General features: G+C 68.2%; 25 protein-coding genes. 8 read left to right on the forward strand and 17 right to left on the reverse strand.

Features of this window, described 5'->3' with window-relative positions:
* Positions 1–21 precede the first annotated feature (21 nt).
* From BN976_RS19870 to lspA, 4 genes are read right to left on the reverse strand one after another with little or no spacing between them, the layout of a single operon-like run.
* Positions 22–684 (reverse strand): TetR/AcrR family transcriptional regulator, encoded by a 663-nt coding sequence (locus BN976_RS19870; protein WP_036373061.1) that lies wholly within the window; start codon positions 682–684, stop codon positions 22–24.
* 53 nt (positions 685–737) lie between these two features.
* A complete protein-coding gene (gene rarD, locus BN976_RS19875; RefSeq protein WP_036373063.1) occupies positions 738–1,628 on the reverse strand; it encodes an EamA family transporter RarD in 891 nt (296 codons plus the stop codon).
* The gene (locus BN976_RS19880) at positions 1,625–2,554 is read right to left on the reverse strand and encodes an RluA family pseudouridine synthase (RefSeq protein ID WP_011779989.1); all 930 of its coding nucleotides are present in this window, start codon (positions 2,552–2,554) and stop codon (positions 1,625–1,627) included. Before BN976_RS19880 ends, rarD begins: the two co-directional genes overlap by 4 nt.
* On the reverse strand, positions 2,551–3,219 hold the full coding sequence (gene lspA / locus BN976_RS19885; protein WP_036373064.1) for a signal peptidase II: 669 nt from the start codon (positions 3,217–3,219) through the stop codon (positions 2,551–2,553). Before lspA ends, BN976_RS19880 begins: the two co-directional genes overlap by 4 nt.
* 42 nt (positions 3,220–3,261) lie before the next feature.
* Between lspA and BN976_RS19890 the strand changes: the two genes are divergently transcribed.
* On the forward strand, positions 3,262–4,161 hold the full coding sequence (locus tag BN976_RS19890) for an asparaginase (RefSeq protein WP_036373066.1): 900 nt from the start codon (positions 3,262–3,264) through the stop codon (positions 4,159–4,161).
* An 8-nt stretch (positions 4,162–4,169) separates the two neighbouring features.
* Here the strand turns inward: BN976_RS19890 and BN976_RS19895 are convergent, their stop codons facing one another.
* Positions 4,170–5,531, reverse strand: a complete 1,362-nt coding sequence (locus tag BN976_RS19895) for a DNA polymerase IV (protein WP_011779986.1) — start codon at positions 5,529–5,531, stop codon at positions 4,170–4,172.
* 8 nt (positions 5,532–5,539) lie between these two features.
* On the opposite strand from BN976_RS19895, the gene BN976_RS19900 reads away from it, so the two are divergent.
* A complete protein-coding gene (locus BN976_RS19900) occupies positions 5,540–5,776 on the forward strand; it encodes an RNA-binding S4 domain-containing protein (RefSeq protein ID WP_011779985.1) in 237 nt (78 codons plus the stop codon).
* 62 nt (positions 5,777–5,838) lie between these two features.
* On the opposite strand, the gene ileS is transcribed toward BN976_RS19900, so the two are convergent.
* Both ileS and BN976_RS19910 read right to left on the reverse strand, forming a co-directional pair.
* A complete protein-coding gene (gene ileS, locus BN976_RS19905) occupies positions 5,839–9,054 on the reverse strand; it encodes an isoleucine--tRNA ligase (RefSeq protein ID WP_036373068.1) in 3,216 nt (1,071 codons plus the stop codon).
* A gap of 249 nt (positions 9,055–9,303) precedes the next feature.
* Entirely contained in the window at positions 9,304–9,909 is a 606-nt protein-coding gene (locus BN976_RS19910) for a hypothetical protein (protein ID WP_036373070.1), read from the reverse strand.
* Positions 9,910–10,045: 136 nt separating this feature from the next.
* On the opposite strand from BN976_RS19910, the gene BN976_RS19915 reads away from it, so the two are divergent.
* Together BN976_RS19915 and BN976_RS19920 are read left to right on the forward strand one after the other, a co-directional pair.
* Positions 10,046–10,420 (forward strand): helix-turn-helix domain-containing protein, encoded by a 375-nt coding sequence (locus BN976_RS19915; RefSeq protein ID WP_036373072.1) that lies wholly within the window; start codon positions 10,046–10,048, stop codon positions 10,418–10,420.
* A 52-nt stretch (positions 10,421–10,472) separates the two neighbouring features.
* Complete coding sequence (locus tag BN976_RS19920) at positions 10,473–11,207, forward strand: hypothetical protein (protein ID WP_036373073.1); 735 nt, start codon at positions 10,473–10,475, stop codon at positions 11,205–11,207.
* Positions 11,208–11,228: 21 nt separating this feature from the next.
* Here the strand turns inward: BN976_RS19920 and lipL are convergent, their stop codons facing one another.
* The 4 genes from lipL to mutA are packed head-to-tail and all read right to left on the reverse strand — an operon-like array spanning position 11,229 to position 17,706.
* Entirely contained in the window at positions 11,229–12,521 is a 1,293-nt protein-coding gene (gene lipL / locus BN976_RS19925) for an esterase/beta-lactamase LipL (RefSeq protein ID WP_036373075.1), read from the reverse strand.
* A gap of 51 nt (positions 12,522–12,572) precedes the next feature.
* Positions 12,573–13,568: a methylmalonyl Co-A mutase-associated GTPase MeaB gene (gene meaB / locus BN976_RS19930; protein WP_011779979.1), complete on the reverse strand. Its 996-nt coding sequence runs from the start codon at positions 13,566–13,568 to the stop codon at positions 12,573–12,575.
* Positions 13,569–15,824 (reverse strand): methylmalonyl-CoA mutase, encoded by a 2,256-nt coding sequence (gene scpA, locus BN976_RS19935; RefSeq protein WP_036373077.1) that lies wholly within the window; start codon positions 15,822–15,824, stop codon positions 13,569–13,571.
* A gap of 1 nt (position 15,825) precedes the next feature.
* Positions 15,826–17,706 (reverse strand): methylmalonyl-CoA mutase small subunit, encoded by a 1,881-nt coding sequence (gene mutA, locus BN976_RS19940; protein ID WP_036373078.1) that lies wholly within the window; start codon positions 17,704–17,706, stop codon positions 15,826–15,828.
* Between the two features lie 98 nt (positions 17,707–17,804).
* Here mutA and BN976_RS19945 point away from each other — a divergent pair, with 98 nt between their 5' ends.
* Positions 17,805–18,518, forward strand: coding sequence for a TVP38/TMEM64 family protein (locus BN976_RS19945; protein ID WP_036373080.1), 714 nt, complete (start codon positions 17,805–17,807; stop codon positions 18,516–18,518).
* On the opposite strand, the gene BN976_RS19950 is transcribed toward BN976_RS19945, so the two are convergent.
* The 3 genes from BN976_RS19950 to BN976_RS19960 are packed head-to-tail and all read right to left on the reverse strand — an operon-like array spanning position 18,505 to position 20,544.
* Positions 18,505–18,867 (reverse strand): DoxX family protein, encoded by a 363-nt coding sequence (locus BN976_RS19950; protein WP_011779975.1) that lies wholly within the window; start codon positions 18,865–18,867, stop codon positions 18,505–18,507. The genes BN976_RS19945 and BN976_RS19950 overlap by 14 nt on opposite strands.
* A complete protein-coding gene (locus tag BN976_RS19955) occupies positions 18,864–20,084 on the reverse strand; it encodes an SPFH domain-containing protein (RefSeq protein WP_011779974.1) in 1,221 nt (406 codons plus the stop codon). The genes BN976_RS19950 and BN976_RS19955 overlap by 4 nt, the downstream gene beginning before the upstream one ends.
* Positions 20,085–20,109: 25 nt before the next feature.
* The gene (locus BN976_RS19960) at positions 20,110–20,544 is read right to left on the reverse strand and encodes an NfeD family protein (protein ID WP_036373082.1); all 435 of its coding nucleotides are present in this window, start codon (positions 20,542–20,544) and stop codon (positions 20,110–20,112) included.
* Between the two features lie 59 nt (positions 20,545–20,603).
* Between BN976_RS19960 and BN976_RS19965 the strand changes: the two genes are divergently transcribed.
* From BN976_RS19965 to cynS, 3 genes are all read left to right on the forward strand, one after another.
* Positions 20,604–21,473: an Rv1486c family protein gene (locus BN976_RS19965; protein WP_036373083.1), complete on the forward strand. Its 870-nt coding sequence runs from the start codon at positions 20,604–20,606 to the stop codon at positions 21,471–21,473.
* Positions 21,474–21,785: 312 nt separating this feature from the next.
* Positions 21,786–22,640, forward strand: coding sequence for a formate/nitrite transporter family protein (locus tag BN976_RS19970; RefSeq protein WP_036373085.1), 855 nt, complete (start codon positions 21,786–21,788; stop codon positions 22,638–22,640).
* The gene (cynS, locus tag BN976_RS19975) at positions 22,637–23,098 is read left to right on the forward strand and encodes a cyanase (RefSeq protein WP_011779970.1); all 462 of its coding nucleotides are present in this window, start codon (positions 22,637–22,639) and stop codon (positions 23,096–23,098) included. Before BN976_RS19970 ends, cynS begins: the two co-directional genes overlap by 4 nt.
* A gap of 22 nt (positions 23,099–23,120) precedes the next feature.
* Here cynS and BN976_RS19980 read toward each other — a convergent pair whose 3' ends face one another.
* From BN976_RS19980 to fabG1, 3 genes are read right to left on the reverse strand one after another with little or no spacing between them, the layout of a single operon-like run.
* The gene (locus tag BN976_RS19980) at positions 23,121–24,140 is read right to left on the reverse strand and encodes a ferrochelatase (protein ID WP_011779969.1); all 1,020 of its coding nucleotides are present in this window, start codon (positions 24,138–24,140) and stop codon (positions 23,121–23,123) included.
* Between the two features lie 9 nt (positions 24,141–24,149).
* Positions 24,150–24,959 carry an NADH-dependent enoyl-ACP reductase InhA gene (gene inhA / locus BN976_RS19985; protein ID WP_036373086.1) on the reverse strand — a complete coding sequence of 270 codons (810 nt, stop codon included), beginning with the start codon at positions 24,957–24,959 and terminating at the stop codon, positions 24,150–24,152.
* 42 nt (positions 24,960–25,001) lie between these two features.
* A complete protein-coding gene (fabG1, locus tag BN976_RS19990) occupies positions 25,002–25,769 on the reverse strand; it encodes a 3-oxoacyl-ACP reductase FabG1 (protein ID WP_011779967.1) in 768 nt (255 codons plus the stop codon).
* Positions 25,770–25,786 lie beyond the last annotated feature (17 nt).

A 25,786-nucleotide genomic window follows, 5' to 3' on the forward strand; every position in this document is an offset into this window, starting at 1 on the left:
GCGTGTCTCGTCTTCTTCGAATCAGGCGTCGACGGATGCCGGCTCCGGCGTGTCCAGCAACCCGAAACCGACCATTCGGAGCAATTGCCTGGCAATCTCCGGGGCACCGTCGGCCCCGGAGATGAAGCCAGCGTGGAACACAAGCCCCCAGAACAGCGCGCCGAGCAGGTCGGCCACCGCATGCGCGTCGGTGTCGAAGGCCAACTCGCCGCGCCGCACCGCATCCACGACCACGGCGTCGAAGAACGCGTGCACCGTGGAGACCACCGCGGCCGCGGCCTCGTGCCGGAGGACTCCCCTGTGGTCGACGCGCGCGGTGACGACCAGTCCCATCAGAGCCGGCTCGGCGCCGCCGAGTCGGTGCATCTCCGCGATGAACACTTCTAATTGCCTAAGTAAGGATCCCGCGAGCGTCGCCTCGGCCGCGCATCTGGCCACCTCCGCGCGGACGTCGGCGAGCAGCACCTCGTAGAGCTGCTCCCGAGTGGCGAAATAGTAGTGCAGGGTCGGCCTGCTCACCCCGGCCCGCAGCGCGATCTGCTGGAACGTGGCCGCGCGATATCCGTGTTCGGCGATGACGTCGCGGGCCGCACACAGGATTGTCCGCCGCGTCTGGTCGGAGTTGGCCCCGACCGGACGCCCGGGTCTGCGAACCGCGGGCACGATGAGGGCCTCGAATTCCACGAGCAAACGCTATGGCATAGCTACCGGCCGGTCAACATGTGCTCGCGCAAAGGTCAGGCCGGACAGGGCCGGGCGGCACGCCGCTGGACGCGCGCGCGACGCAGCGCGTCGCCGGTGAACACCAGCAGCGCCAACCAGATCAGGGCGAACCCCAGCCACCTCATCGGAGGCATCGGCTCGCCGCCGACGAGCACTCCCCACGACAGCTGCATTGCCGGGTTCACGTAGAACAGCAGGCCCAAGCTGACCATCGCCAGCCGTTGCGCGGCCGCGGCGAAGAGCAGCAGCGGAAGCGCGGTCAGCACGCCCGACAGGATCAGCAGCGCGATGTGCGAGGCGCCGTGTCCGGTGAGTGTGCCCCCACCGGACGCCTGTAGGGCCACCAGGTAGCCGATCGCGAACGGGGTCGCGATCGCCGCCTCGATGCCGACACTGACCCGCGGATCGGTGCGTACCACCTTCTTGACCGCGCCGTACAGGCCGAACGACAGCGCCAGGCCCAGGCCCACCACAGGCGGCTGCCCCAACTGCACCGTCAGGATCACCACCGCGGCCACGGCGATCGCCAAGGCGGTGAACTGCCACCGATTGAGCTTCTCCCGGAAGACCAGCATCCCGAGCGCGATCGACACCAGCGGGTTGATGAAGTAGCCGAGTGCGGCATCCACCACATGCCCGTTGTTCACCGCATACACGAAGATCAGCCAGTTGGCCGAGATCAGTGCGGCCGCCGCGACCAGAAGCAGCCAGGTGCGCCGGTCGATCGCCTTGATGTCGCCGAGCCTGCGCACCGCCGCGACCACGACGACCATCATCGCGAAGCTCCAGATGACGCGGTGCGCGAGTATCTCGACCGCCCCTGCCGGTTTCAGCAGCGGGAAGAAAGCCGGAAACAGCCCCCACATCACGTAGGCACCGGCCCCGTAGAGCAGACCCGACCTCACCGGTCGTGCTGACGCAGAACGTCCAGTGCGTGCTGCAGATCGGCCGGGTACGGGCTGGTGATCTCGATGCGCCGCCCGTCGGCCGGGTGGACGAACGCCAACGACCGGGCGTGCAGCCATTGCCGTTCCAGCCCAAGCTTTTTCGCCAGCGTGGGATCCGCACCGTAGGTGAGGTCGCCGCAGCACGGGTGATGAAGGGCGGCGAAATGGACCCGGATCTGGTGGGTGCGGCCGGTTTCGAGCTCGATGTCGAGCAGGCTCGCCGCCTGGTGCGCCTCGAGCGTGTCGTAGTGCGTGACGCTGTGCCGACCGCCCTCGACGACCGCGAACTTCCAGTCATGGCCGCGATGGCGGCCGATCGGGGCGTCGATGGTGCCGCTGGACGGATCCGGGTGGCCCTGGACGAGCGCGTGGTAGCGCTTCTCGACGGTGCGCTGCTTGAAGGCGCGTTTGAGCGCGGTGTACGCCCGCTCCGACAGTGCCACCACCATGACTCCGGAGGTGCCGACGTCGAGGCGGTGCACGATGCCCTGACGCTCGTGGATCCCCGACGTGCTGATCCGGAAGCCCGCCGCCGCCAGGCCACCGAGCACCGTCGGACCATGCCAGCCGACGGTGGCATGCGCCGCGACACCCGGCGGCTTGTCGACGGCGACGATGTCCTCGTCGGAGTACAGGATCCCCATTCCCTCGATGTCGACCGGGGTGTTCTCCACCGGGGCGGGCGCCTCGGGCAGGCGGACCTCCAGCCAGGCACCCGCAGTCAGCTTGTCCGACTTGGCCGCCCTGGCCCCGTCGAGTTCGACACCACCCTCCTCGGCGATGGCGGCGGCAGCGGTGCGCGAGAGCCCGAGCAGCCGAGCAAGCCCGGCGTCCACCCGCATCCCCGCCAGGCCCTCCGGCACGGGCATCGACCGTGTCGTCATCCGTTCTCGGAATCTTCGCCGCCGTCCGGCCGGCGCCTCCCGACGGAATCCTCGCCGCCGTCCGGCTGGCGCCTCCCGACGGAATCCTCGCCGCCGTCCGGCTGGCGCCTCCCGACGGAATCGAAATCGAATCCGAACAACGACAGCACAACCAACAGGATCGCCCCGCCGACCACGGACGGGTCCGCCACGTTGAACACCGGCCACCAGCCGATGGACAGGAAGTCGACGACGTGCCCGCGCAGCGGGCCCGGTGAACGGAAGAAGCGGTCCACGAGGTTGCCCATCGCACCGCCGAGGATCAACCCGAGGCCGAGCGCCCACCAGGGCGACACCAACCGGCGGCCCATCCAGATGATGCCGAGGACGACGCCGGTGGCCACCAACGTCAGCACCCACGTATAGCCGGTGGCCATCGAGAACGCCGCACCCGAGTTGCGCACCAGCGTCCAGGTCACGGTGTCGCCGATGATCGACACCGGCTGCCCCGGCGTCAGCAGCCTGACCGCGAGCACCTTGGTGACGATGTCGAGGACGAGCACCACCCCTGCGACTGTCAACAACAGGCGGAGCCGACGCGGCGGGGAGGGCTGCGCCGGCTCGTCACCGGCGGCCTTGCCCTCACCGGTCACGGGCTCGACCGGGCTCGACGATTCGTCTGTCACGCCTACATCATCGCAAAGAGCCGGTGCGCGACAATTCCACCCATGGATCGCCTCGTCGTCATCGCCACCGGCGGCACCATCGCGACGAGCACAGGCACCGACGGGGTGAAGCGACCCGCCCGCTCGGGCACGGAGCTGACCGAGGGCCTCGACGTCGAGGTCGTCGACGCACTGGCGGTGGACAGCTCGATGCTCACCCCTCCCGACTGGGACCGGATCGGGGCCGCGGTCCTGGCCGCGGCCACCTCCGGCGCGAGCGGCATCGTCGTCACCCACGGCACCGACACCATGGAAGAGACCGCGCTGTGGCTGGAGCTCACCTATGACGGTGAGGTCCCGGTGGTGTTGACAGGCGCGCAGCGCAGCGCCGACGCCGACGACGCCGACGGGCCCGCCAACCTGCGGGACGCGCTTGCCGTCGCCGCCCGCCCCGAATCCCGCGGCCTCGGCGTCGTCGTGAGCTTCGCCGGCGCGGTGTTCGAGGCGCTGGGGCTGAACAAGGTGGCCACCTCGGACCTGCAGAGCTTCACCGGACGCGTCGTGGACGGGGGCAGGCGCAGGCCCTATCTCGGTGCGCTGCGCGCCGCGGACGCCCCACGGGTCGACATCGTCGCCGCGTATCCGGGCGCCGACACCGCAGCGCTGGATGCCTGCGTCGCCGCGGGCGCAAGGGGCATCGTGCTGGAGGGCCTCGGATCGGGCAACGCCGGGGCCGCGCTGATCGCCGGGGTACGCAGGCATTGCCGCGACGGCGTCGCGGTGGCGGTGTCGACCCGGGTGGCCGGCGGCCGGGTCAGCGCCGGTTACGGTCCCGGCCGCGAACTGGTCGACGGCGGCGCGTTCGTGGTCCCCCGGCTGCGGCCACCGCAGGCGCGGGTGTTGTTGATGGCGGCGCTGGCCGCCGGCGCGGCACCGGGGCAGGTGTTCGCGCGCTGGGGCTGACCTGACGGCTACGGCGTGTTCTGGTGACGCGCCATCTCCTCGACGAAATCCGGCCAGTCCAGGCTGTCCACCGGGTTCGCCCGCGTGAGTGCGGGATCGTCGGCGCGGAAGGTGCGCGCGGGGCCCGGCCCGGTGCCGCGGGTCTCGAAGCGCACGGTCATGACGCCGTGGCCGGCACCCTGCACCCACCCGTGTCCGTGGTCGGTGTGTGCGACGTCGTCGCCCACCCGCCAGGCGGGCGCTGTCGCGGCGACGTCGGCGAGCGTGACCGGCGCGGCGTCGTCGGAGGTTTGCTCGACAGTCTCCAGATCCGGAAACAGTGGCTCCTGCTGCACCTGGGACAGCCCCGAAAAGCCCACGCCGACAAGGCGAACGGGTCCGATCTCGACCGGATCCAGCAGCAGCCTGCGTGCGGTGCCGATGAGCGTCGTCGCCTCGGTGGTGGCGTACGGCAGCGTCGCCGAGCGGGTCAGCGTGCTCATGTCGGACCGTTTGAGTTTGACGGTCACGGTGCGCGCTCCCCTGCCGTCCTTGGTGAGCCGTTTGTGGGCGTGGTCGCCGATCGGCCCGATCGCCTCGCGAAGCTGGGCGATCGTGGTCAGGTCCTGCGCGAACGTGGATTCGGCGCTGATCTGTTTGGCCGGCGCGTTCTCGGCGACCGGCCGGTCGTCGACGCCGCGGGCGAGCCGGTGCAGCGCCGGGCCGACGGTGGCGCCGAGGATGTTGGCGACCTCCGCCTCCGACAGTGCGGCCAGCGCCCCGATGGTCTCGATACCGAGCCGGTGCAGCCTGTCCTCGGCGACCGGGCCGATGCCCCAGAGCCTCCGCACCGGAAGCCCGGCCAGCAGGGTCGCCTCCTCGTCGCGGTCGATCACCCGGATACCGTCGGGCTTGGCCAACCCAGACGCGATCTTGGCGACCTGCTTCCCCGACCCGGCTCCCACCGATGCGACCAGGCCCGTCACGGCAAGCACCCTGGACCGCAACTCGGCGCAGAACGCCTCGACCTCCGGTTCGGCGGCACCCGCCAGATCCGTCGGCTCGCCGAACGCCTCGTCGAACGACAACTGCTCGAGCACCGGCACCAGCGTGCGCACCGTCTCGAACACCCGTCGACTTGCGGTGCCGTACACGACTCCGCGTGGCGGCAGCACCACCGCTGCGGCGCCGACCAGCCGTTTCGCCTGCAGCATCGGCATTGCCGACCGGGCACCGAAGACCCGCGACTCGTAGCTGGCGCCGGCCACCACACCGCGTCCGCCGACGCCGCCCACCAGAACCGGCCGCCCGCGCAGCGTCGGACGGGTCAGCTGCTCCACGGATGCGAAGAACGCATCCATGTCCAGGTGCAGGACCCATCGCGTCGCCACATCCCGAAATGCTAGGCGCTAGCGTTGCCGGTGTGTCTGATGTCCCGATCCGCGACGAGTCGATCCGCCTAGGTCAGTTCCTCAAGCTCGCGAATCTGATCGATACCGGCGCCGACGCCAAATCGGTGATCGCCGACGGTTTGGTCACCGTCAACGGGGAGGTCGAGCTTCGGAGGGGGAGGCAGCTGCACCCCGGCGATGTCGTCGTGGCCGTCGGGCGCAGCGCCCGCGTCACCGCGGGGTGAGCCGGGCCAACCCACACCGCGAGAGTGCTCCCACGGTTGTGCCTACCACGGAAGCACGACCCTCAGTGCACGCTCGGCGCCACAACACGTTCTAGACGCACCGGGTAGCCACGTCCCACTCTTCCGACAAAGACGTTCGGGTCGTCGGTCGCCTGCACTACTCCACTTTGTGCGTCGAGCCCGTCATCCGGCTCGACCTTGAGCTTGAGGTTCAGTTCAGGGTTGATCGTCAATTCAAGCGCGAGTACCTCATTGGCAATCAAGTCCTTCAGACCTTCCTGCCAACCCTCAGGAAGCTCGGATACACCCAACTCAAGGAGAATCCGGTCGCTGATGTCGAGCTCACACTGTCGACGGAACTCCTGGATCTCGCGAATCATGTCGCGGGCCCAGCCCTCGGCCTCCAGCTCGGGCGTGACGGTGCCGTCGAGCACCACCAGCCCGGCCCCGTCGGGAAGCGCCGCCGTCCATTCGGGATCGGCGGCCACCAGCCGCGAGCTGTACTCCTCGGGCTGCAACACGGCCGGGCCGGCGGTGAGTGTGCCGTCCGCATTGACGACGGCCTCCCCCGCCTTGACCGCCTTGATCGCGGCCTGCACGTCCTTGCCGATCCGCGGCCCGGCGACGCGGGCGTTGACCGTCAACTCGAACCGCCCGTGCGCGGCGATGTCGTCGGTGAGCTCGACGGACTTCACGTTGAGCTCGTCGGCGATGAGTTCCCGGTATGGTTCCAGCCTCGTTGGATCCTCAACTGCCACAGTCAATTTCAACAGAGGCAGACGCACCCGCAGCTTTTTGGCCTTACGCAGCGACGATCCCGCGGACGCAACCTCGCGCACCAGGTCCATGTCGGCGACCAGCTGCGGATCGGCCGGCACCGCACCGGCTTCCGGCCAGTCGGTCAGATGCACCGACCGCTCCCCCGTGACGCCGCGCCAGATCACCTCGGTGATCAGCGGCAGCAGCGGGGCGGCCAGCCGGCTGGTCACCTCAAGCACTGTGTGCAGTGTGTCGATCGCGTCGGCGTCCTCTTCCCAGAACCGCGAACGCGACCGCCGCACATACCAGTTCGTCAACGCTTCGGTGAACTGGCGCAGCTGGTCGCACGCCTGCGAGATGTCGCACACGTCCAGCGAAGCCGTCAGGTCGTCACGCAGCACCGCGAGCTTGGCCAGGATGTAGCGGTCCAGCACATGCTCCGAGTCGGTGCGCCAGGTGCCCTTCGACGGGGCGTACAGCGCCAGGAAGGTGTAGGCGTTCCACAGCGGGAGCAGCACCTGCCGCACGCCCTCACGGATGCCCTGCTCGGTGACGATCAGGTTGCCGCCGCGCAGGATCGGCGAGGCCATCAGGAACCACCGCATGGCGTCGGATCCGTCGCGGTCGAACACCTCGGACACGTCCGGGTAGTTGCGCAGCGACTTGCTCATCTTCTGCCCGTCGTTGCCCAGCACGATGCCGTGTGAGACACACGTGCGGAACGCCGGGCGGTCGAACAATGCGGTCGCCAGGATGTGCAGGGTGTAGAACCAGCCTCGGGTCTGGCCGATGTACTCGACGATGAAATCGCCCGGGAAGTGCGAGTCGAACCAGTCCGAGTTCTCGAACGGGTAGTGCACCTGCCCGTACGGCATCGAGCCGGAGTCGAACCACACGTCGAGGACGTCCTCGATGCGGCGCATCGTCGACCTGCCGGTGGGGTCGTCGGGGTTGGGCCGGGTCAGCTCGTCGATGAACGGCCGGTGCAGGTTGTCCGGCCGGACCCCGAAGTCACGTTCGAGTTCGTCGAGGCTGCCGTAGACATCGATGCGCGGGTATGCCGGATCGTCGGACTTCCACACCGGGATCGGCGTGCCCCAGTAGCGGTTTCGCGAGATCGACCAGTCCCGCGCGCCCTGGAGCCACTTGCCGAACTGCCCGTCCTTGACGTGTTCGGGATACCAGGTGATCTCCTGGTTGAGCTCGACCATCCGGTCCCGGAACTGGGTCACCTTGATGAACCACGATGACACGGCCCGGTAGATCAGCGGGTTCCGGCACCGCCAGCAGTGCGGGTAGGAGTGCTCGTAGGTGTCGTGGCGCAGCAGCACCGCACCGTTCGCCTGCGCGGGCCCGCTCTGATTCTTGAGGTCACGGATGATCTGCGGGTTGGCGTCGAACACGTGCTGACCGGCGTAATCGGGCACGGTCGCGTCGAAGCGCCCCTTCGCATCCACCGGCGTGACGGCCTCGATGCCGCCCGCCTGCGCGGTTGCCATGTCGTCCTCGCCGTAGGCGGGCGACATGTGGACCAGTCCGGTACCGTCCTCGGTGCTGACGAACTCACCGGGCAGCACTCGAAAAGCGTTGGGCGAGTCCGTGAAATACGGGAACGGCGGCGCGTAGTGCAGGTCGAGCAACTCGCGTCCGGTGTAGGTGGCGACGACCGTGGGCTCCTCACCGAGCTCGCGGGCATAGGCTCCCAGCCGCGCCTCGGCGAGCACATAGCGCCGGCCGTCGGCCTCCACCACGACGTAGGTGACCTCGGGGTTGACGGCAACGGCCTGGTTGGACGGCAACGTCCAGGGCGTCGTGGTCCAGATCAGCAGATAGGCGCCGACGAGCGGGCCCCCCGACTCCCCTTCTACGCGGAACCCCACCGTGAGCGCAGGGTCCTGCCGGTTCTGGTAGACGTCATCGTCCATCCGGAGTTCGTGGCTGGACAGCGGGGTCTCGTCGTTCCAGCAGTAGGGCAGCACGCGGTTGCCCTCGTAGGCCAGCCCCTTGTCCCACAGCTGCTTGAACACCCAGATCACCGACTCCATGAAACCGATGTCGAGCGTCTTGTAGTCGTTGTCGAAGTCGACCCACCTGGCCTGGCGGGTGACGTACTCGCGCCACTCGTTGGTGTACTTGAGCACCGATGCCCGGCAGGCGTCGTTGAACTTCTCGATGCCCATCTCTTCGATCTGGGCCTTGTCGGTGATGCCGAGCTGGCGCTGCACCTCGAGTTCGGCGGGCAGACCGTGGGTGTCCCACCCGAACCGGCGCTCCACCTTGTAGCCGCGCATCGTTCGGTAGCGCGGCACGATGTCCTTCACGTAGCCGGTGAGCAGGTGACCGTAGTGCGGCAAGCCGTTGGCGAACGGCGGCCCGTCGTAGAAGACGTACTCGGGCGCACCGTCGCGGCGCGCGATGCTGGCGCGGAAGGTGTCGTCGGTGTCCCAGTAGCTGAGCACATCGGCTTCCAGCGCCGGAAACTTCGGTGCGCCGGCGGTGAATTTCGGATATGCGGTCACGGACGTCGTGCTCCTCGTGCCAGGTTCAGTCAGGCACGGGGACGAACGTCGCGCCGGTGCGCGAGCGCCGCGGTACCACCCCGCTTGCGCACCACAGGGGTGCGCCGCTCTTGTCAGGACGATGACGGGCCCACCCGTTCGGTTCTACTGGGCATGGATGCCGACGCACGCCGCAACCCACGCTGTTCTTCCGAAGGCTCCCCGGTGATGGCCGGATCGACGCCGATCAGTCCAGTTTAGCGGGCGCCTTTACAGGGGTGCCGCCGCGTCCGAGGTGATCTCGATGACGGCCAGCGGGAACTGCTCGGCCATCTCTTCGACCGAATACGCATCAAGGCGGGACTCGTCGTACCACCAGTCGATCTGGAGCAGTCCGTCGACACGCTGCACCCGCAGCTCCAGGGGGCGGGTGCAGGGACGGTCGACCACCCCGTTGGCGACGTTCAACAGCACCTCGGACTGCGCCCCCGCCCGAAACGGTGCACCGGCCAGCACGCTGTGCGCGCCCTGCAGCATCTCGGTGGGCCCCATCGGCTGGCCGGCCGCGCAGATCATCGACACCGGCCGGCTCGCCCAGCGGTGACCTCCGGTGACGTCGACGTCGACGGCGCCCTCACCCCGGGTCCTGCCGAAAGTGCGGCCGAGTGCGGCGAGAAGGATCTCCTCGACCCCCACTCCCAGCCATTCCGCGGCGCCATCGAGTTCTTCGGTTAATTCGCTCGATGACCTGGTGCCGAATTTGTGCGACCGGGCGGGCAGTGCGTCGGCCGCGGGGCGGTCGAACACATCCAGGATTTCCGGCACGGAAGGGACGGGCCGCAGCTTGACCTCGTCCGAGATGTATGGGGCGACCATGCAGCTCACCGTACAGCGAATGTCCCATAATTGGGAGAGCGTTCCCAAAACTATGACGGCTATGTCAATTAAGGGCGTGTGAGTTATTTGCCGGGAGAGTCTGCCCAAAGGTGAGATCGCGGTTTAAGGTGGTCAAATGCCACGCACCGACGAGAACGGCAGACAGCTCAAGGCGCTGCTCGACTACCTCCTCGACGGGGAGATCGACGCCAAGGACATCATTGACGCGCTCGGCATTTCCAGCAGCACCTACTACCGGCGAATCAAAGAGGACGATTACCCGTCGGCGGAGGAACTCAGGCTGGTCGCCGACCGCTTCACGCTTAGCTATCCCGACCTGCAGATTCAGTTCGGACTGATGAGCAGGCAGGAGGTGTGGCACTACATCGAGACCAGCAGTCCGGCCCCGTCAGCCGTGTCGACAATGCGCGAGACCACTACAAATGCTCACACTGCCCGTCGGACCCGACTCTCTGATCTGACACCACGGATGGACGCTCCGCCCCTTTAGACCATCTGCACATACAATTTGCTGACCACGTTCTGCTCGAAAGCGATTCACCATGGCACTGGCATCAATCATCGCGATCACTCTGATGTGTATCGGGTGGAGCTTGTGGATTCGCCGCGTCACGTGGTCGTGCCGGTGGGAAGTCGCCGCGACACTGAACATCGCACTCCACGGCGCCGCCGTGTTGCTGATGTCGCCGCTGGCTTCCGAGACGCTGGGGCCTCTGCTTTATTCGCTGACCGGCAAGTGGAACCTCGAGGACTATCTCGGCCACGATTGCTACATCGTGGCCGCCTCGGCCGTGGTCTACAACACCCTGGGCCGACTCGAACAGGACCACGCGTTGCAGCAACGGTTCCGTCAGCACATCGAGCGACCCGCGACGCTGTGCATCCCACTACTGCTGGCCGCCTTCTGGCTCGGCAACGGTGCGTCGATCTACCGTCCTGATTTCTTCGACGTGCCCACCGACTTCTGGCTCAACCTGTACTGGCTGATGCTCTGCGGCATGCTGATCTACCTGCTTCTCTACTGCATCCGGGCGCTGCTGATCCTGCGCACCGACCCACGGTCGCGCCAGGTCGCCAACGTCTACCTCTTCGCGTCCGCGATGGGCATCGGCGCATGCGTGGTGCGGATCACGACCGCGCTGACCCCGCAGCTACAGACCGTCCAGGGCACCACCCTGGTGTGGGTGTTCGCCTGCGCCTGCGGGGCCGGGTTCGCGCTGACCTCGGCGCACTCGTGGCGGAACAAGACGCGGTGGTTCACCCGCGCGAACACATAGCCGTGTGGTCGGGGAGTTCCGTCAGACCGCCGTCGCGGTGAGATCGGTGAAGGGCGCCCCGTACTCGCGCACCGGGCGATAACCGTTCCTGCGGGCCGCTGCGGCGCCGCGTCGGATCAATGCCGCGGTGGCGACGAAACCGGCCTGATCGCTGAGGACGAGCGGGGTGAGCAACCGGTTGTGCACATATCCGAAGGACAGGCCGCTCCGCGGGTCCGCCCAGCCCAGAGAGCCGCCGAGGCCCACGTGACCGAAACCGGGAAGCACCCCGGGGAACGGCAGACCGTGATAGCCGAGATGGAACGACAGCGGCATGACCATGCTGTGGTCCGGCCGCAGGCTGGGCCTTCCGATCAAGGCTGCCGCCGTCTCCCCGGACAGGTACTGGGTTCCGTCGATGCGCCCACCGTTGGCGATCGCTCCGTACATGCGGGCCAGCGCCCGGGCGGTCGCCACGCCGTTTGCCGCCGGGATCTCACCGTCGAGCAGCGGGGTGTCGCCCTGTACGAGGGCCTTCACACCGGGCAGGTAGATCGCACCGAAGCCCGCCGAAAACGGGAGTGCGGCGATCCGGGGCGCCACCAGGTTGAATACCGGGTTCTGCAGCCGGGTCTGCGGGCCGATGATCTGCGCGGCCTCCGTCGGTGCCTGCACCGGCGGCCGGCCGAGATGCAGCCCATCGGTGTTCAGCGGCGCGGCCACCTCGGTGCGGATCAGTTCGCGCATACCCTTGCCGGTTATCGAGCGGGCGAGGCCGGACAGCAGCCAGCCGAAGGTCAGCGCGTGGTAGGCGGGCTTGCCGTACAACCAGCTCCTCGGCGCCGCGGCCAGCCTCTGCTCCATCACCGCATGGTCGAGCAGGTCGGCCTTGCCGGCGCCGTTGAGCTGAGACAACCCCGCCCGGTGCCGCAAGGCGTCCCGGACGGTGATCGCCGACTTGCCGTTGGCGCCGAATTCGCGCCAGTATTCCGCCACCGGGGCGTCGTAATCGACCAGCCCGCGGTCGTGCAACCGGTGGATGACCGTCGCGGTGACCCCCTTGGTCGCGGAGAACACCATGGGACCGGTGTCGGCGGTCCACCGCCGGGTACCTCTGCGGTCGGCCCAGCCGGTCCAGACATCGACGACGGGCTCACCGTCGAGGTACACCGCAAGGGCTCCACCGCCGAGTCGACGCGACGGGAACATCTGCGCGAAGGCCCGCACCGCGAGGGTGAAATTCGGATCGGCAGCGCCCTGTACGCCACGGGGCAGCGCTGCACCGTGCCCGTGTGAGAGCGCCACATCGCGCTCCGGGTTGTTGACGCCCGTCACACATTGAATTTAGCCGGTCCCGCGGCAAACTATCGCGGAGTTACCAATTCGTTAGCGGAGGCCCTCCGGCGGGTGCTCGGCCGCGTCGAGAATCTGCTGCGCAGCAAGCGCCGGCGTCAACAGTCCGTCGCGGACCCGACGCTCCACATCGGCGCGGATCGCACGAACGCCTGGGTGCGACAGCACGCGGTCGAGCACCGTGTCACGCACCATCGACCAGGTCCACTCCACCTGCTGAGTGCGCCGCCGGGCGTCGAACTCACCGGCCTCGGTGAGTACCTCACGGTGCTTGAGGACGGTCTCCCAGAGTTCGGCGAGACCATCGCCGGTCAGCGCGCTCATCGTCAAAACTGGTGGACGCCAGAGGGTTTCACGTGGGTAGATCAACCTGATGGCGCCGGCGAGCTCCCTGGCGGCGGCCTTGGCCTCGACCGCGTGCTCACCGTCGGCCTTGTTGACCACCACGATGTCGGCCAACTCGAGGACGCCCTTCTTGATGCCCTGAAGTTGATCGCCGGTGCGGGCCAGGGTCAGAAACACGAAGGTGTCGACCATGTTGGCAACCGTCACCTCGGACTGCCCGACGCCGACGGTCTCCACCAGGACCACGTCGTAGCCGGCGGCCTCCAGCAACACGATCGTCTCCCGCGTCGCCTTGGCCACGCCGCCCAGGGTGCCCGAGGTCGGCGACGGTCGGATGTAGGCGTCGGGATGCACGGCCAGTTTGGCCATGCGCGTCTTGTCGCCCAGGATCGAACCCCCGGTGCGCGTCGACGACGGATCGACCGCCAGCACCGCCACCCGATGTCCCCGCTCGATCAGGTGCATCCCGAGCGCCTCGATGGTCGTCGACTTGCCCACACCGGGTACCCCGGTGATGCCCACGTGGACGGCGCTGCCGGCTTCCGGCGTGAGTTCCAGCAGCAGTTCCTGGGCCTTCTGCCGATGGTCGGGACGAGTCGACTCGACCAGTGTGATCGCCCTCGCCAGCGCCGAGCGGTCACCACTGCGGAGAGCGGTCGCGAGTTCCTGGACCGGCTGGCTCATCTAGCTCAACGTGTAACCGAGTCGTTCGGCCAGCTTGTTCAGCAGCCCGATCGCGGCGTCGGCGATGACCGTTCCCGGCGGGAAGATCGCGGTCGCCCCTGCCGCGTACAACTCGTCGAAATCGCCGGGCGGAATCACCCCGCCGACCACGATCATGATGTCGGGCCTGCCCACCTCGGCCAGCGCGTCGCGCAGCGCGGGCACCAGCGTCAGGTGACCGGCCGCCAGCGAGGACACCCCGACGACGTGTACGTCGTTGTCGGCGGCCTGCCGCGCGACCTCCTCCGGCGTCGAGAACAGGGAGCCGACGTCGACATCGAAGCCGATGTCGGCGAACGCGGTCGCGATGACCTTCTGCCCCCGGTCGTGCCCGTCCTGACCCATTTTCGCGACCAGGATCCGTGGTCGGCGACCGTCGGCCTCGGCGAACTTCTCGACGAGTTCGGTCGCGCTGCTGACATTGCCGGCCATGCCCACCTCGTCTCGGTACACCCCTGCGATGGTGCGGATCTCGGCCTGGTGCCTGCCGTAGACCTTCTCCAGCGCATCGGAGATCTCACCGACGGTGGCCTTGGCGCGGGCCGCGTCGATCGCAAGGGCCAGCAGGTTGTTGCCCAGCCCGTCCTCCCCTGCCGCACCGGAAGCCGCTGCCGCACGGGTCAACTCGGCCAGCGCCGCCTGGGTCGCCGCGTCATCCCGCTCACTACGCAGCCGCTCCAGCTTGGCGATCTGCTCGGCGCGCACCCGGCTGTTCTCGACCTTGAGCACCTCGATCTCGTGGTCCTCGTCGACCTGGTAGCGGTTCACGCCGATCACGGTCTGCTGACCGGAGTCGATCCGCGCCTGCGTGCGTGCGGCCGCCTCCTCGATGCGCAGCTTCGGGATGCCTGCGTCGATGGCCTGCGCCATGCCGCCGTATTCGGCGATCTCGGCGATGTGCGCCCGCGCCTTCTCGGCGAGCTGATAGGTCAGCGACTCCACGTAGTACGAACCGGCCCACGGATCGATCGGCCGCGTCGTTCCCGACTCCTGCTGCAGCAGCAGCTGGGTGTTGCGGGCGATGCGCGCCGAGAAATCGGTGGGCAGCGCCAGCGCCTCGTCGAGGGCGTTGGTGTGCAGCGACTGGGTGTGCCCCTGGGTGGCGGCCATCGCCTCCACGCAGGTGCGCGCCACGTTGTTGAATGCGTCCTGGGCGGTCAGCGACCAGCCGGAGGTCTGCGAATGGGTGCGCAGCGAAAGCGATTTCGCGCTCTTCGGTTCGAACTGTGACACCAACTCGCTCCACAGCAGCCGGCCCGCGCGCAGTTTGGCGACCTCCATGAAGAAGTTCATCCCGATGCCCCAGAAGAACGACAGCCGCGGCGCGAACTTGTCGATGTCCAGGCCGGCATCCAGGCCCGCCTTGATGTACTCGACCCCGTCGGCCAGCGTGTAGCCCAACTCCAGATCGGCGGTGGCCCCGGCCTCCTGGATGTGGTAGCCGGAGATCGAGATGCTGTTGAACTTCGGCATCTTCGCGCTGGTGTAGCCGAAGATGTCGGAGATGATCCGCATCGACGGCTTCGGCGGATAGATGTAGGTGTTGCGGACCATGAACTCTTTGAGGATGTCGTTCTGAATGGTCCCGGCGAGCTTCTCCGGCGGCACGCCCTGTTCCTCGGCGGCCACCACGTACAGCGCGAGGATCGGCAGCACCGCGCCGTTCATCGTCATCGACACCGACACCGACGAAAGGTCGATGCCGTCGAAGAGCTGGCGCATGTCCAGGATGGAGTCGATCGCCACGCCGGCCATGCCGACGTCGCCGGCCACCCTCGGGTGGTCGGAGTCATAGCCTCGGTGGGTGGCCAGGTCGAACGCCACCGACAGACCCTTCTGCCCCGCGGCCAGGTTGCGCCGGTAGAACGCATTGGACTCTGCGGCCGTCGAGAAACCGGCGTACTGCCGGATGGTCCACGGCTGGTTGACGTACATCGTCGGATAGGGGCCGCGCACGAACGGCGGTTCGCCGGGCAGGCTGTCCAGCGGGTACCCCGCCGCGACGATCGCGTCGCGGTCGGCGCCGATGTAGACCGGCTTGACGTCGATGCCCTCGGGCGTGGCCCAGTCGAGCTGGTCGGTCGTGTAACCGTGAGCGGCCGCAGCCGCGGACACCTGCGCGGTGACATCGGAGGAGGTCGGCGCCGCCGCCGCTGTGTCGCCGTGCAGCGGGACGTCGGCGAAGCTGTCGATCTTCACCGGTTCAATGGCGGTCATGTCATGCCCCCAATCGGGTCAGCAGGTCCGACAGCGCGCTCACCGCGTCGATCTTCGCGGTGAGGTATCCGTCCGGTTTCGAATCAGCTTCTGCGACGGCCTTCTCCGGCCCCGCCAACAGGATGTGACGCACCCCGGCCGCCCGCGCGGCCTCGACAACACCCGAAACCTCGTCGGCGTACCGGGCGTCGGTCCCGCAGATCACGGCGATCTCAGTGGCACCGGACTCGGCGACCGCGGCGGCCACACCGGCGACGTCCAGGGGACCCGGGTTGACAGCCTCGATCCCGCCCGAGGCGAGCAGGTTCGCAGTGAAGGTGGTCCGGATGTTGTGCTCGGCGAGCGGGCCGAGCGGCAACAGCAACGTCTTGGGCCGGGCCCCTGTCTTCTCCAGATAGACGTCCGAACGGTTGCGCAACGCTTCGAAAGCCGCCGCGTACCGCCGCACCTGGGGCAGCGGATCACCCTGCGGCAGCGGCACTTCCCCGAGGTTCGGGAACTCGTTGACACCCGTGACAGACGTGCGCCGGTGCGCGACGTCGTCGGCGCGCCGGGCTGCGACCTCGGCGATCCCGGCGCTGATGTGCTCACGCGCGGCGACGAATCCGCCGTGGGCCTCGATCTCCTGGAACTTCTGCCACGCCTGCCCGGCGAGTTGACCGGTGAGGTCCTCGATGAACCAGGACCCGCCCGACGGGTCGAGCACCCGACCGAGATGGGATTCCTCGAGCAGCAGCAACTGGGTGTTGCGGGCAATGCGCCGCGCGAAACTGCGTGCGGTACCGGGGAATCCGCCGTCGATCGCGACGTCGAACGGATGCACCAGGAGGGTGTCGGCTCCTCCGACACCTGCCGCGAACGCCGCGACGGTGGTCCGAAGCATGTTCACCCAGGGGTCGCGCGCCGTCATCATCGGCAGCGAGGTCGTCGCGTGCAGCGTGGCCGCCCCGGCCGCCGGTTCACCGACCACCTCGGCCACCCGGGCCCAGAGCCGGCGCGCAGCACGAAGTTTGGCGATCGTCATGAACTGGTCATCGTCGGCAGCGAAGCGGAAGCTGATCTGTCTGAGCGTGTCGGCCGTCGACAGCCCCGCATCGGTGAGCAGTCGCAGGTAGGCGACGCCGGCGGCGACGGCGGCGCCGAGCTCCCAGGACGCGCTCGCGCCCAGATTGTGGAATGTCGGGCCGTCCACCGTGATCGTCCGCACGTGGCCGTCGTACGCGACGGCGTCTTCGGCAGTCGCGACCACGTCGGCGAACTCGGGCGCCGGACGGCCCGCCATCGCAGCGGTGAGCGGATCGGCGCCGAGGTCGATCGACAGCCGTGAGCGCTGATCGCCGTCGAGACCGGTCAGCATCGCCAGCAGCGCGTCGGCGGCCGCGCGGTGGGCCGAGCCGTCCCCGGCGGTGTCCACGACCACCGGCACGAGGTCCAGGTAGACCCCGTCGAGCAGGCGCCCGAGATCACCGGGTGCGACCGCCCCCGCCTCGTCGCCGACGCGCAGCACCAGCGCGCTGACGCCCTCGGTCAGGCCCACGAGGATCGCGCCGTTGGCCTCGGCGACAGATCCCGCCTCGGCGGGGAACGCCTCGGCGACCTTCCAGCCGGACTTCACGTCCCGCAGCGCATCACCGCCGCGCACGAACGGCCACCGGCCGGGCAGCGCCGGCTCGGCAAGCTCGTCGGCGCCGGTGTAGAGCGGCCTGATCGGGAAACCGTCGTAGGTCGCCGAATCGAGCAGTCGCTCGGGCTCGGAGGGCAGGTCGGCGGGATCGCGCTTCAAGGACTTCGCCAGAACGCCCGCCACAGCGGAGCGCCATCGGTCCAGATCGGAGTCGATTACTCCTCCGGCAGAGCCGGCGCTGGGTTTCGGCACAGCCATCAGGCTAAATGATGGCCGTCACACCATTGAGCGCTGGTGGCCGACTCAACGGCGTGACGATCCAGCCCGTTCGCCACGGCCCCGTACCCTTGGTAATCGTGAAATCCGTAGTCAGCGCGCTTCGTACCGTGGGCGCCGCGGTCGTCGCCACGCTGAAGACGGCTCCCCGGGGCAGGCTCGCCGCCACTCTGACGGCCATTGTGATTCTCGTCGCAGTTGCGCTGCTGGTGCCGTTGCCGACCGCTCTGCAACTTCGGGACTGGGCCACCTCGGTGGGTTCATGGTTCCCGTTGGCCTTCTTCGCCGCCCACGTCGTGGTGACGGTGTTCCCGTTCCCGCGCACCGCATTCACGTTGGCTGCGGGTCTGCTGTTCGGTCCGGTGCTCGGCATCCCGATCGCGGTGGCCGCGAGCACCGTCAGCGCGGTCGTCGCGCTGCTGCTGGTCCGCGTGGCGGGGTGGCAGGTGAGCCGGCTGGTCGTCCATCCCCGCGTCGACGCCGTCGACAAGCGCCTGCGTGAGCGCGGCTGGCCGGTGGTGCTCGCCACTCGGATGATCCCGGCGGTGCCGTTCTCGGTGCTGAACTATGCGGCGGGCGCTTCGTCGGTGCGCCTGATGCCGTACACGCTGGCCACCGTGGTCGGCGTGCTCCCGGGCACGTCCGCCATCGTGATCCTCGGGGATGCGCTGACCGGTCGGGTCAGCCCGCTGCTTGTGCTGGTGTCCCTGTGCACTGCGGCGGTCGGGGTGGCGGGACTGATCTACGAGATCAGAACGCACCGACGCAGTCAGACGCCCGTCACGACGGTGTGACGTCGGGTCCGCGCACCGTCATCGCACCGAACAGCGCGAGGAACGACGACGCCGCGACCAGGCTGGGACTCCAGTCCCTGGCCCTGACGTGGGAGCCCACCGCGAGCACGAAGTAGACCGTCAGCATGAACGTGGTGAACCGGGCCAGTGCGGGCCGGCGAAACACCGAGAGCAGTCCGACGGCGCTGGCCGCCTTGACGACAGGGATGAGCGGCCGTAGCTCCTCGGCCAGCCCGACGTCATCGAACGTCTTCTTGATCGGCGGGATCGGTCCGACACAGGCCGCGGCGTCGGCGGCCTGGACCGCCGCCAGCACGGCGTAGGTCCGTTTCGATGTCAGCACGCTCATTGGTCGGGGGCCCCGTGCCGCGGTACCGGGGGCTGCTGGGCGTAGTCGGTCGCCGGGGGTTGAGCCTGCTGCGACAGCGGCGGATATTGCCGCGGCGCATCGAGGGTTCCGGCGACGGGGGCACGCGCCTCGGCTTCGGCCTTGGCCACCGCCTGGGCGATCGCGGGATCGGTCTCGGTGGAGAACCAGTCGGCGACCTCATCGGAGTCGTCATCGGGCCGGGCCGACGTCTCGTCGACCGGCGACGGCGTGTACCGGAACACGCCGTCCTCCCCCGGCGCGCCGAGCAGCTTGGTGAATCCCTGTAGCGCGGAACCGAAATCGCTGGGCACCAGCCACACCTTGTTGGCCTCGCCCTTGGCCATCTGAGGCAGCGTCTGCAGGTATTGGTAGGCCAGCATCTCCGGGGTGGGCCTGCCGGCCTTGATCGCCGCGAAAGTCTTCTCGATGGCCTTGGCCTGGCCTTGCGCCTGCAGGTAGGCCGCTGCGCGTTCACCCTGGGCGCGCAGCATCCGCGACTGCCGGTCGGCCTCGGCGGCCAGGATCGCGGCCTGCTTGGCGCCCTCGGCGGCCAGGATCTGCGCCTGCTTCTGCCCCTCGGCCTGTTTGATCGCAGCCTCACGGCTGCCCTCGGCGGTCAGGATCATGGCGCGCTTCTCGCGGTCGGCGCGCATCTGCTTTTCCATCGAGTCCTGGATCGACGGCGGCGGGTCGATGCTGCGCAATTCGACACGGGCCACCCGCAGGCCCCACCTGCCGGTGGCCTCATCGAGCACGCCGCGCAGCTGGCCGTTGATCTGGTCGCGCGAGGTGAGCGTCTGCTCCAACGTCATGCCACCCACCACGTTGCGCAGTGTCGTGGTGGTGAGCTGCTCGACGCCGACGATGTAGTTGCTGATCTGGTAGACCGCGGCCTGCGGATTGGTGACCTGGAAATACACCACGGTGTCGATGTTCACCGTCAGGTTGTCCTCGGTGATCACCGGCTGAGGCGGGAAGGACACCACCCGCTCACGCAGGTCCACGCGGGCGCGGATCCGGTCGATGAACGGCAAGAGCAAGGTCAGCTGGCCGGACACCGTCTTGCTGTAGCGGCCGAGCCGCTCGATGACCGCGGCCTCAGCCTGCGGGATCAGCGCGACGGACTTCGCCACCACGATCACGGCGAACACCACCAGCACGGCCAGCAGGATCAACCCTGCGACGGCACCTTCCACGATCGACTCCTTCCGGGGCCTAACCTCATCCGATCTTGGCGACGACCGCGGTGGCTCCGTCGATGTGGACGACGGTCACGTGATCGCCAGGTTCGAAGACATCGTTCTCGTTGTACGGCCTCGCCGTCCAGACCTCGCCGTCGAGCTTCACCTGGCCTTCATGGATCGCGACGCGATCGAGGACCAACGCGCTCTTGCCCTCCAGCGCCTTCGCCGGCTCGGGAAGTCCCCGTCCCGACATGAGCCGGCGGCGCAGCGCCGGGCGCACGCCGACCAGCAGCAGAACCGATACCAGCAGGAACACGATGCCGTCAGCCCAGATCGGCCAATCGAGCAGAAAGCTGGAACCGGCCGCGGCCAACGCGCCCCCGCTGAGCATGAGCAGGAACAGATCGCCGGTGAGCGCCTCGGCGCCGGCCAGCGCCAGCGCTGCGATCAGCCAGATCAGCGAGACGGGCATGACGCCAGCCTATCGCGCAGCCGACTGGATGAGTCGGTAACAACTACACTGCAGCCATCATGTGGTGCCCGAGTGTTTCGCTATCGATGTGGGCCAACGCCTGGCTGGCAGGCGCCGCCGCGCCCGACGACGTGCTTGACGCGTTATCTCAATGGACGCCAAGGCATTCCGTGACCGCCTACGATTCGGTTGCCGCGGAGCGCACCGGGCTGTCGTGGCCGGACCTGGATGACGCGGCCTCGGTCTCGCTGCTGCAGACGGTACGGACCGCTGCCGGGCCGGGCACGCCGCACCCGTCGATCACGCTCGCGCTGCCGGTTCCCGGTGACGTCCGGGGGCTGCCGCCGGGCACGCAGTTCGGCCGCGACGCGATCGCCGCCGGGGAGGCGGTGATCGTCAACGGCCCGGCCGGCTCGATCGGGCTGGTGCCCGACTTCGAATACCGGGACAGCTTCCCGGATTCGGTGGACGCCGAGGACGAGTTCGAGTTCGAGGCCGAGCTGATGGGATTGTCGTGGACGGTGTACTCGTTCTCGTCGGCGCCGCCGGCCGGGCACTTCGACCTGGGCGAGGCGGAGTACGAGTTGCGCGACGCGGTGCGCTCGGCTGCGGACGCTCTCGGCGCACTGCGTGCGGGCGCGTCCGCCGGTGAGATCGACGACCCCCGCAGTCTCGTCGAGCAGGTGCTCGACTCCACCCGGTTGCACCGCATCCCCGACCACGCGCCGGCGCGGGCGGTCCGGGTGCTGGAGAACGCCGCCCACGTGGACGCCATCATCACCGTGAGTTCGGGATTGATCCCGATCGGGCTGCAGAGTTCCTCGGAGGTTCAGTTGGCCAGTGACGTGTTGCGGCCGTTGAGCACCGTGGTGCGTTCGGCGCGGCTGGCCGCGGTGGACGCGATACTGCACTCGGCCTGGCGGTCCTGACCTACTGCTCATTCGCGGGTGCCCGGGGCGCAGCCTCCAGACCCTCGGCCAATCCTGCAGAGCTGCATCACCATTCGCATATCGATGAGTGCGGCGATCCGCCGACGGGGCCGGGCCTCACAGCGGTGTGCGCCCCGCGGTGATGGTTTTGTGACGCGATCCTGCCATCGAGTTCACACCGGGGTCACGGCGGTGGATGACGCTCGTGCGGATGGAAAAGCGCCTCCGGTGTCACCGCCGAGGCGGGCATCAGTGTCCAGGTCACGGCCTTCCAGGCCGGCCGCCATACCGACCTTCGAGGAGAGCGACGTCATGTCCTACGTGGACCCGCCGCAGTTCGTCACCAAGATGATCGACGCCGGCGAGAACAAGGTTTTCATGTCCGCCCGGGACACGGTGATCCGCGCCTATATGGCCGGCGCCATTCTCGCGCTTGCCGCCGCGTTCGCCGTCACGATCACCGTGCAGACCGGAAATGCGCTGCTCGGCGCGGTGCTCTTCCCGGTCGGTTTCTGCCTGCTGTACCTGATGGGATTCGACCTTCTCACCGGCGTCTTCACGCTGGTGCCACTGGCGTTGCTCGACAAGCGGCGCGGCGTCACAGTCGGCTCGATGCTGCGCAACTGGGGTCTGGTCTTCGTCGGCAATTTTCTCGGGGCGCTGACCGTCGCGGTGATGATCGCCGTCACGCTGACCTACGGGTTCACCGTCGACCCCAACGAGGTCGGGCAGCGACTCGGGGAGATCGGATCCAGCCGCACGGTCGGCTACGCCGAGCACGGCGCGGCGGGCATGCTGACACTGTTCGTCCGCGGTGTGCTGTGCAATTGGATGGTGTCGACCGGTGTTGTCGCGGCGATGATGTCGACTTCGGTGTCCGGCAAGGTCATCACGATGTGGATGCCGATCATGCTGTTCTTCTACATGGGCTTCGAGCACTCGGTGGTGAACATGTTCCTGTTCCCGTCGGGACTGATGCTCGGTGGCGACTTCTCCATCGCGGACTACCTGATCTGGAACGAGATTCCCACCGTGGTCGGCAATCTCGTCGGAGGGCTCGCGTTCGTCGGGCTCACGCTGTACGCCACTCACGCCCGCACCGGCGGGGAATGGAACCGTCCCGCGGGCTCGGAGGACTTCGCCATCCCGGTCAAGGCGAACGCATGACCCGGGAGGACGCCACCGCCGAGATCCTCGCGGCCCGGCTGGCCAGGGGTCTGAGCTGGCAGCAGCTCGCCGAGGCGATCGACAGGCCGCTGGTGTGGACGATCTCGGCGCTATTAGGGCAACACCCGGTGCCGGTGGAGTCCGCAGAGATACTCGTCGAGCTCCTGGGGCTGGACCAGTCGGCGGTACCGGTGCTGGCTGCGGTACCGATGCGGGGCGGCCTGCCGACCGCGGTGCCCACCGACCCGACCATCTACCGGTTCTATGAGGTGCTGCAGGTCTACGGCGGCGCGATCAAAGAGCTCATCCACGAGGAGTTCGGTGACGGCATCATGAGCGCCATCAACTTCAGTGTGGACGTCGAGCGGAAGCCCCATCCCGACGGGGACCGGGTGGTGGTCACGTTCGACGGCAAGTTCCTGCCCTACGCGTGGACAGCCGCCGACGGACGGCGATGACCTCCCGGCCCGCCGGAGTCGCCTAGCCGGAGCAGTCGGGCGTACACAGCGCGCCGTTGACGCTGCTGCCGTAGCCGGGCACCAGGCCACCCCCGACCCTCTGCGGCGGGAGGCCGAGGCGCAGTTCGTCGATGAGGTCGACGACCAGCTTCGCGAAGCGGGGCTGCGCGTTGGGGGTCGACGCCCGCGCCAGGGCGATGCCGGCCTCGGCGGCCTGCTCGGCGAGCTCGTTGTCGAGGTCCCAGACCACCTCGATGTGGTCGGCGACGAAGCCGACCGGGCAGACGATCACCGCGTTGACGCCCCGGGCCGCGAGCACCTCGAGGTGATCCCCGACGTCGGGTTCCAGCCACGGCACCTGGGGCGGGCCGGACCGCGACTGCCAAACCTGGTCGTATTCGGGGTAACCGGCGGCGGCTGCCACCAACGCCGAGGTGTGAGCCACCTGCCGTTCGTAAAGGTCCGGTCCGCACCGGTTCGCGGCCCTCACCGGGATGGAGTGCGCGGTGAACACCAACCGGGCCTGGGCCCGCAGATCCTCGGGAAGGGTGGCTGCCGCATCCCTGATCGCGTCGGCGAACATCTCGATCAGCAGCGGATGGTCGAAGTACTGTCGCAGTTTGACCAACTCCGGCGCCTCGGGACCGGCGGCTGCCCGACCGCGCGCGATGTCCTCCTGGTACTGGGCGCAACCTGAGTAGCCGCCCCACGCCGAGGTGGAGAACACCGCGGCCCGGCGAATCCCGTTGTCCCGCATCGCGGCAACCGTGTCCTCCACGTACGGTTCCCAGTTGCGGTTGCCGAAGTAGACGGGCATCTGCATGCCACGGCGCGCCAACTCGGCTTCGATCGCCACGATCAGGTCACGGTTGATGCCGTTGATCGGCGACACCCCGCCGAAGTGCAGATAGTGCTCGGCGACGGATTCCAATCGCTCCCTGGGTATTCCGCGCCCTCTGGTGACGTTCTCCAGGAACGGCATGACCTGCTCGGGCCCTTCGGGTCCCCCGAACGACAGCAGCAGCAGGGCTTCGACGGACACGGCGCTACTTCACAGCAGCTGGGTGCTGGCGCCGCCGTCGGCGAAGATCACCGTGCCCGTGGTGGCCGGCAGCCAGTCGGACAGCAAAGCGCACACGGTCTTGGCGACCGGGGTGGGATCCTTCATGTTCCAGCCCAGCGGCGCCCGCTGATCCCAGCCCTCCTCGAGGAGCTGCATCTGGGCACCGGCTTCCTCGCCGAGGGCGCCACCCACGATGGCGCTCATCGCCAAGGTTCTGATCGGGCCTGCGGCAACAAGATTGGAGCGCACACCGACCTTGCCCGCCTCGCGTGCCACGAACCGGTTGACCGACTCCAGCGCGCTCTTGGCGACGGTCATCCAGTTGTAGGCCGGCATGGCGCGGGTGGGGTCGAAGTCCATCCCGACGATCCCGCCGCCGGGATTCATGATCGGCAGCACCGCTTTGGCCAGCGAGGCGTAGGAGTACGCGGAGATGTGGATGCCCTTGGCGACGTCCTCGTAGGGCGCGTCGAAGAACGGGTTGATGCCCATCCCGGTCTGGGGCATGAAGCCGATCGAGTGCACCACGCCGTCGAGCTTGTTGCCGTCGCCGATCACCTCGGTGATCCGGTCGGCCAGCGTGTCGAGGTGCTTCTCGTCCTGTACGTCAAGCTCCAGCAGCGGCGGTTTCGAAGGAAGCCGCTCGAGGATGCGCTCGATGAGCCGCAGCCGGTTGAATCCCGTGCAGATCACCTCGGCACCTGCCTCCTGGGCGACCTTGGCGATGTAGAACGCGATCGAGCTGTCCGTGATGATCCCCGTGACGAGGATCCGCTTGCCTTCGAGAATGCCAGTCATGTGAAAGTCCTTGTCTCTGTTAGTGGCGCTGTGCTGCCAGACCTAATGGCCCATCCCCATGCCGCCGTCGACCGGGATCACCGCACCGGCGATGTAGCTCGCGTCCTCGGACGCCAGGAAGCTGACGGCGCCGGCCACCTCGTCGGCGGTGCCGACGCGCTTGGCCGGGATGAACTCCAGTGCTCCCGCCTGGATCCGCTCGTCGAGGGCCCGGGTCATCTCGGTGTCGATATAGCCGGGGGCCACCACGTTCGCTGTGACGTTGGCCTTCGACAGCTCCCGTGAGATCGAACGGGCCATGCCGATCAACCCGGCCTTGGCGGCCGCGTAGTTGGCCTGGTTGCCGATGCCCCACATGCCCGAGACCGATCCGATGAAGATGATCCGGCCGAACCGCTTGCGCTGCATGCTGCGCGAGGCCCGCTGCGCCACCCGGAACGCACCGGTGAGGTTCGCGTTGATGACCTCCTCGAACCGCTCTTCGGTCATCCGCATCAGGAAGGCGTCCTTGGAGATGCCCGCGTTGGACACCAGCACCTCGACCGGACCCTGGTGCTCCTCGACCTCTGCGAAGGCACGATCCACGGCTTCGTTGTCGGTGACGTCGCACTCCACGCCGAACAGGCCCTCGGGGGCGCCGGAGCCGCGGTGGGTGACGGCGACCTTGTGGCCGTCGGCGGCGAGGCGCTGCGCGATCGCCAGGCCGATACCGCGGTTACCACCGGTCACCAGCACCGAACGGGAGACGAAGGCGGGCCGGCCGCCTCCGGTTTCGCCTGCGGTGCCGGCGCTGTTCTCCGTGAGAGTCATGCCCGCCAACTTAGTGG

Origin of the sequence: Mycolicibacterium austroafricanum (genome assembly GCF_000612725.1) — a bacterium.
Lineage (GTDB): Bacteria > Actinomycetota > Actinomycetes > Mycobacteriales > Mycobacteriaceae > Mycobacterium > Mycobacterium austroafricanum.

Excerpts from the sequence above, each read along its gene's own strand:
- mutA (WP_036373078.1), bottom strand. The coding sequence starts at position 17,706 with ATGGCTGTGCCGAAACCCAGCGCCGGCTCTGCCGGAGGAGTAATCGAC.
- BN976_RS19880 (WP_011779989.1), bottom strand. The coding sequence starts at position 2,554 with ATGACGACACGGTCGATGCCCGTGCCGGAGGGCCTGGCGGGGATGCGG.
- BN976_RS19965 (WP_036373083.1), top strand. The coding sequence starts at position 20,604 with ATGTGGTGCCCGAGTGTTTCGCTATCGATGTGGGCCAACGCCTGGCTG.
- BN976_RS19920 (WP_036373073.1), top strand. The coding sequence starts at position 10,473 with ATGGCACTGGCATCAATCATCGCGATCACTCTGATGTGTATCGGGTGG.
- fabG1 (WP_011779967.1), bottom strand. The coding sequence starts at position 25,769 with ATGACTCTCACGGAGAACAGCGCCGGCACCGCAGGCGAAACCGGAGGC.
- inhA (WP_036373086.1), bottom strand. The coding sequence starts at position 24,959 with ATGACTGGCATTCTCGAAGGCAAGCGGATCCTCGTCACGGGGATCATC.
- BN976_RS19915 (WP_036373072.1), top strand. The coding sequence starts at position 10,046 with ATGCCACGCACCGACGAGAACGGCAGACAGCTCAAGGCGCTGCTCGAC.
- BN976_RS19970 (WP_036373085.1), top strand. The coding sequence starts at position 21,786 with ATGTCCTACGTGGACCCGCCGCAGTTCGTCACCAAGATGATCGACGCC.
- BN976_RS19950 (WP_011779975.1), bottom strand. The coding sequence starts at position 18,867 with ATGAGCGTGCTGACATCGAAACGGACCTACGCCGTGCTGGCGGCGGTC.
- cynS (WP_011779970.1), top strand. The coding sequence starts at position 22,637 with ATGACCCGGGAGGACGCCACCGCCGAGATCCTCGCGGCCCGGCTGGCC.
- meaB (WP_011779979.1), bottom strand. The coding sequence starts at position 13,568 with ATGAGCCAGCCGGTCCAGGAACTCGCGACCGCTCTCCGCAGTGGTGAC.
- BN976_RS19900 (WP_011779985.1), top strand. The coding sequence starts at position 5,540 with ATGCTAGGCGCTAGCGTTGCCGGTGTGTCTGATGTCCCGATCCGCGAC.
- BN976_RS19910 (WP_036373070.1), bottom strand. The coding sequence starts at position 9,909 with ATGGTCGCCCCATACATCTCGGACGAGGTCAAGCTGCGGCCCGTCCCT.
- scpA (WP_036373077.1), bottom strand. The coding sequence starts at position 15,824 with ATGACCGCCATTGAACCGGTGAAGATCGACAGCTTCGCCGACGTCCCG.
- BN976_RS19960 (WP_036373082.1), bottom strand. The coding sequence starts at position 20,544 with ATGCCCGTCTCGCTGATCTGGCTGATCGCAGCGCTGGCGCTGGCCGGC.
- BN976_RS19890 (WP_036373066.1), top strand. The coding sequence starts at position 3,262 with ATGGATCGCCTCGTCGTCATCGCCACCGGCGGCACCATCGCGACGAGC.